Here is a 6,738-nt window from a genome sequence, read left to right on the forward strand (position 1 = left end):
ATTTGAGAATGCTTTCGGGCACGCGTGATGCCGTGATCACTACTTCGTTCCCGATAATCGTTTGGGTAACCAGTTCTATATTTAGCTGTGAACCGGCTTCCTTTACATCAAATTCCTGGGTTTGGAATCCGACGCTTGTAAACACAAGTTTAAAGGGAAACTTAAGTTTTGAACGGAGTTTAAATTTACCGGCCTGATCTGTAGTTGTTCCGGCAATTGTTCCTTTGATTGTTACGCTTACCCCTGCAAGCGGCGTTTTAGAATCCTGGTCGTTCACTATCCCGGATACTTCGATCAGCTGACTTTCCTGGGCATGTACAGCGTTGAACTGAAATAAGAATAACAAAATAATAAACGCAATGCGTGTTGGGTAGAGTACTTTCATAGATTAAATTAAAGGAATGGGGATGGAATATTCAGATTGGTGGACTCAGATATTTGAAACAGGACAACAGCTTGAATCAGCTATTAACAAGAGCTGATCAGAATACGAAGGTAAGCATGTTGTGAGTGCATTAAGCATAATATCTATAGATTTGATAGACAAAAATATATTAACTTTCCCGAACTGCAAAATTTATTTTAGGATTAAACCCTGAAGCTATCCAATATTACCCTGCAACCTTAGAATACTCTGGGACAAATTGAGGCCTTGGGGGCTTTTCCAAAGGCGATGCCCACTGTGATTTCGTGTGAGCCGCTTTGGTAGCCGCTCAGTTTAGACGTTGCGAAATCATAGGAATACCCTATCCTGAACCGTTCATTTACGTAGAACTGTGCAATACCTATCAACGCGGCCTGACTGCTTACATCGGTATTCTGGTATTCTTTCTTGAAGACTTTCAGCGCAGTGCGGTAGCCGGCACCCAGCCATATTCTGTCACTGAAAATACCCATAACATTAAAATCGGCGTTTGTGGGGCCTTTGAAATCTTCCCTGATCATCATGCTTGGCCTCACCCTCAGGTCTGAAGAAACGTTGATCAGTGAGCCGGCCACAAAATAAAGGTGCCTTGTACGTACAATATTGTCATCCACGGTTGTGCTCCTTCTGTAGTCATCTGCCGATTTTGTATTGGAAAGCAGGTCCAGCGCCGAAAGCCCTACATACCAGTAGGGAGTTGTATAGAATATTCCTGCCCTGAAGTCGGGCGTGAGATTACTTGCTGTGCCAAGTGGAACAGCCTGGTCGTTGCCATCCACTGTGGTAAGTTCATTACCGTTTAAGCTGTATTGTGCAATACCTACCCCCAGACCAAAACTTAACCTTTTGGTATCTGCTGCGTCAAGTTGTAAACGGAAAGCGTAATTTGCGGTGGCGGAAGCTGAGGATTGTGCACCAAGTTTATCGGCTGTCACCTGGAAACCGACCCCATGTTTGGTTGTTTGCGGATCAAGGATACCGTCTATAGATATCTGGGCAGTTTGAGGAGCTCCGGAGATACCCACCCACTGATTTCTCAATGCAGACTGTACAAACCATTCTTCCTTATAGCCGGCATACGCCGGGTTTACACTCAGTGTATTGAATATATACTGAGAAAACTGAATATTTTGCTGCGCAGTGCTCCTGCCGGCACATAAACCGATTAAGCACATCAACAAAAATATCCTATTATAAAACTTCATTTTATCCTTTTTTCCTTTGGTAGTCTTTAACGTTATCTTTTCAGTAATATCCAGCCTTTTCTTGTGGCTTCATTGGCTCCTTTTTTCAGCACAATGATATAATAATACGTGCCTTCACTCAGTCCCGACCCATCCCATTCATCCAGGTAGTTTGTGTTCCGGTAAACCTCGTTGCCCCAGCGGTTAAATATCAGCAGGTTGATGCTGTCAAAACTTTCTCTTCCCATGATTTTGAAAGTATCATTTTTACCGTCGCCATTTGGCGTAAAGGTATTAGGAATAAACAGATCTATCGGTGTTACTGTAATATTCACTAATGCCACATTGCTTACTTTTCCTTTCAGGTCGTTAATGGTATACCTGAAATCATCTGGCCCTGAATATCCTCTGTTTGGCGTATATACAATAGTTCCGTCGCCATTTATCTGCACTTGTCCGTTGGTCGGGAATTTCGTTATTATGATACTTCCTTTGTCAATACCATTGAATGAAGGCAGGTCGTTCCCGGCCAGGTTGACTGTAACCGGCTGGTTGATCTTTGTTTCTCCGTTGTCATTTATTGCCTGTGGCGCATCGTCTATAATGTGAAGTGTTGGATCATCATTAGTTGACTGGGTACCTGAGATATCCCTTACAGGACTTCCTGAAGGACTGGTTGCTGTAACTGTTGCTGTGTTTAATACCTTGCCATCTCTTTTTTCTGCATCTGTAATGGTATATACAGCTGTAGTTGTTGTTGATTCACCGGGCTCAAGTACAGTTTTACTTAGTGATATACTTCCACTAAACTTGGTATCAACGAGGTTGAGCTCTGTCAGGGTTACATTTCCGGTATTCGTAATCAGGAATGTATATGTTATAGTAGCAAAATCGCTTCTCAATACGCCCGTTTTGACCAGAGCAACACGCGGCTGAAGTTCTACCACAACCACCGTAGGTGAGTTATTCTGAAGATCTGTTCCTGAAACATCTGTTACTGTTGTATTGCCTGGGGTAATGCCTTTTACTGTTGCTGTATTTGTTATTTTGCCTGCGTTTTTATCCTGCTGAGTGAGGGTATACGTTTTATTTACTGAAATGGTTTGTCCTGGAACCAATATAGTATTGCTGAGCGCTATCTCTCCTCCCAGCATAGGATCAGTTAACACTATATTTTTGAGGGTTACATTTCCTGTATTTGTGATGGTGAAGGTAAATGTTACTCCGGTAGAGCTGCTGTTCAGAACTCCTGTTTTTACTAAACCTATCGCTCCCGACTGATTCAATGGGGTAACAGTTGGATCATCCGGTGTTGTGGTTGAAGGATCGTCTGATACTTTTGTCACTTCCCCATTATTTGGGTCTGTGCCTTTTACTGTGGCCTGGTTGATTACCTTTCCGGCATCTATATCTGCCTGTGTCAGTTTGTGAGTTGCAGTTACTATTGCGCTTGCATCAGGCGCCAGGGATGCGATCGGCGAACCACTTGTAATCATCGCGTTAGGATCCGTCACTATCAGATTGTAAAGTGTTACTGTTCCTGTATTTGTTACTTTCAAACTGTAGGTAATCACGCCGTTTATTGCGGAAGGGATGGTACCACTCGCAATTTTTGTTAAGATAATTGATGGTGTTTGTGGTACGCTGATTACTGTTGGTGCATCACTGTTTTGGTCTGTTCCTGAGATATCTGTTACGGTAGTATTCGCAGGGCTCACACCTGTTACTGTTGCTGTATTGCTTACTCTGCGGGCATCTTTTTCTGCCTGCGTTATTGGATATGTTGCAGTTACTGTAGTGCTTGCATTTGGAGCTAAAGTCAGGTTTGCTGCTACTGTTAATCCAGGAATTTTGATGTCTCTCAGTGTCAGGTTTTTTAACGTTACGTTTCCTGTATTTGTTATGGTGAAGCTGTAGTTTATTGTGTTTTTATCTGCGCTTAATACTCCTGTTTTCACTAGTCTTATCGCAGGTGTTTCCGGTACTGCGATCACGGTTGGCGCATCGCTGATTTGGCTTGTTCCGGAGACATCAGTTACTGTTGCATTGCCTGGGCTTACACCAGTTGCTTTTGCTGTGTTGCTTACTGTGCGGGCGTCTTTTTCTGCCTGGGTTATTGTGTAAACTGCGTTTACTGTTGTGCTTGCGTTTGGCGCTAATGTCAGAGCTGTTGCTATTGTTAATCCCGGGATTTTAGCGTCTGTCAGGGTTAGGTTTTTTAAGGTTACGTTTCCTGTGTTTGTTACCGTAAATGTATAGTTGATCGTATTTTTGTCCGCGCTTAGGGTTCCTGTTTTCACTAATCTTATTGCAGGTGTTTCCGGTACTGCGATTACCGTTGGCGCATCGCTGGTTTGGCTTGTTCCGGAGATGTCTGTAACTGTTGCATTGCCCGGGCTTAGCCCTGTTGCTTTTGCTGTGTTGCTTACTGTGCGGGCATCCTTTTCTGCCTGGATTATTGTGTAACCTGCGTTTATTGTTGTGCTTGCGTTTGGCGCTAATGTCAGAGCTGTTGCTATTGTTAATCCCGGGATTTTAGCGTCTGTCAGGGTTAGATTTTTCAGGGTTACGTTTCCTGTGTTTGTTACTGTAAACGTATAATTGATCGTGTTTTTATCTGCGCTTAGTGCTCCTGTTTTTACTAATTTGATTGCAGGGCTTTCTGTTACAGTAATGACTCCGGTTAATTGCTCAGTTGAGCAGGTTCCTGCTGCAGTTACTATATAATTGAATGTTCCAAGTACGGATGGCGATCCGGAAATTGTTAATGTGCCGTTTGCATATGTTGATGTTACACCTGTTGGCAATCCCGATGCAGTTACTGTAGTTGCATTTGTTGCTTTATAGGTGATTGTGCTTATTTCACAGTTTAGACATACCGTTTGCGCTTTTGTTGCAGCGGCTGATGTTAATTGTAATGTAGTATTTGGATTCACATTGATTGTACCCGTCAAGATCGGTGAAGAGCAATCGCCATTTGCTGTAACAGTATAGGCAAATGAACCGATTACAGTTGGAGTTCCGCTGATCCTAAATATTCCATTCGCTCCTATGCTGCCTATAACTCCAGCCGGAAGACCGGTGACCGTTACGGTATTAGCGTTAGCATAGTTATAAACGATATCGATGATCTCAGTATTGATACACGGCGTCTGGTTGATGTTTCCTGAACTTAGTACAAGTGTTGTATTTGGTTTTACGGTAATCGTGCCTGAAAGCTGTGGCGAGGTACAGTCTCCGTTAGCGGTTACAGTATATGTGAAGCTACCTGACACTGTTGGTGTGCCGCTGATCGTGAATACTCCTGAAGAACTTATGGTTCCGCTAATACCGGACGGAAGGCCATTTACACTCGCGCTGTTTGCATTTGTAAAGGTGTAAACGATATTGTCAATTGCAGTATTGATACAAGGGGTTTGTGCAGTACCACCTGAAGTCAGGACTATCCCTGCAATAGGTTTCACCGTGATGGTGCCTGAAAGGCTGGCCGAAGCACATTCACCAGTAGCAGTTACAGTGTAAGAGAATGGACCGGATACCGTTGGTGTACCGCTGATCGTAAAGACTCCAGCGGCAGTCACCCTACCGCTCACACCCGCTGGAAGGCCAGTAACCGTAGCAGTAGTTGCATTTGTAAACGTGTAAACGATATTCTCAATTGCTGTATTGATGCAAGGGGTTTGTGCAGTACCACCTGAAGTTAGGACTATCGTCGCATCAGGTGTCACCGTGATAGTACCTGAAAGGCCGGCCGAAGCGCATTCACCAGTAGCAGTTACCGTATAAGAGAATGGACCAGGTACCGTTGGTGTACCGCTGATCGTAAAGACTCCAGCAGAAGTCACCCCACCGGCCACACCTGCTGGAAGGCCAGTAACCGTAGCAGTAGTTGCATTACTAAAGGTGTAAACGATATTCTCAATGGCAGTATTGATACAAGGGTTTTGTGCAGTGCCACCTGAAGTCAGTACTATTGTTGCATCAGGTTTCACAGTGATGGTACCTGCAAGGCTGGCCGAAACACACTCACCAGTAGCAGTAACGGTATAAGAGAATGGACCGGATACCGTTGGTGTACCGCTGATCGTAATGACTCCAGCGGCAGTCACCCTACCGGTCACCCCTGCTGGTAAACCAGTAACGGTAGCAGTGGTTGCATTGGTAAAGGTGTAAACAATATTCTCAATTGCAGTATTGATACAAGGCGTTTGTGCAGAACCACCTGAAGTGAGTACCAGCGTAGCATTCGGAGTTACTGTGATTGTACCCGAAAGTTGTGGTGAGGTACAGCCGCCGTTAGCAGTGACAGTATATGGGAATGTACCTGATACTGTTGGTGTGCCACTAATTGTAAATACACCGCCGGCACTGATATTTCCTCTTAACCCAGCTGGCAACGCGGTTACTGTAGCATCAGTTGCATTAGCGAAGGTGTAAACGATATTTTCAATCGCTGTATTGATACATTTGGTTTGCGCAACATTTCCTGAAGTCAGTACTAGTGTAGCATTCGAGGTTACCGTGATCGTACCGGTTAGTTGTGGTGAGGTACAGCCGCCATTTGCAGTGACAGTATATGGGAATGTTCCAGACACTGTTGGTGTGCCGCTGATTGTAAATACACCGCCGGCACTGATAACTGCTCTTAAGCCAGATGGCAGTGCAGTTACTGTGGCATCAATAGCATTAGCAAAAGTGTAAACGATATTTTCAATCGCTGTATTGATACACTTGGTTTGCGATGCCGGCCCAGAAGTCAGTACCAGCGTAGCATTCGGGGTTACCGTGATTGTACCGGTAAGTTGTGGTGAGGTACAGCCGCCGTTAGCAGTCACAGTATATGGGAATGTACCCGAGACCGTTGGTGTACCGCTGATTGTGAATACACCGCCGGCACTGATATCTGCTCTTAAGCCAGATGGCAGTGCAGTTACTGTAGCATCAGTTGCGTTAGCAAAGGTGTAAACAATATCAGAGATTGCTGTATTGATACATTTGGTTTGCGCAACATCTCCTGAAGTCAGTACTAGTGTAGCATTCGGGGTTACCGTGATCGTACCGGTTAGTTGTGGTGAGGTACAGCCGCCATTTGCAGTGACAGTATATGGGAATGTTCCAGACACTGTTGGT

General features: G+C 44.5%; 3 protein-coding genes. All 3 read right to left on the reverse strand.

Annotated elements, in window-relative coordinates; all coding sequences use genetic code 11:
* Positions 1 to 385, reverse strand: a 385-nt coding sequence (locus tag ABWY16_RS17115; RefSeq protein WP_353905876.1) for a carboxypeptidase-like regulatory domain-containing protein, incomplete at its 3' end; no start/stop codon positions are given.
* 239 nt (positions 386 to 624) lie between these two features.
* A complete protein-coding gene (locus tag ABWY16_RS17120; protein WP_353905877.1) occupies positions 625 to 1,629 on the reverse strand; it encodes a PorP/SprF family type IX secretion system membrane protein in 1,005 nt (334 codons plus the stop codon).
* Positions 1,630 to 1,661: 32 nt separating this feature from the next.
* Complete coding sequence (locus tag ABWY16_RS17125) at positions 1,662 to 6,731, reverse strand: CLIPPER-2 domain-containing protein (protein WP_353905878.1); 5,070 nt, start codon at positions 6,729 to 6,731, stop codon at positions 1,662 to 1,664.
* Between the last annotated feature and the right edge of the window lie 7 nt (positions 6,732 to 6,738).

Source organism: Pedobacter sp. (assembly GCF_040513095.1).
GTDB lineage: Bacteria > Bacteroidota > Bacteroidia > Sphingobacteriales > Sphingobacteriaceae > Pedobacter.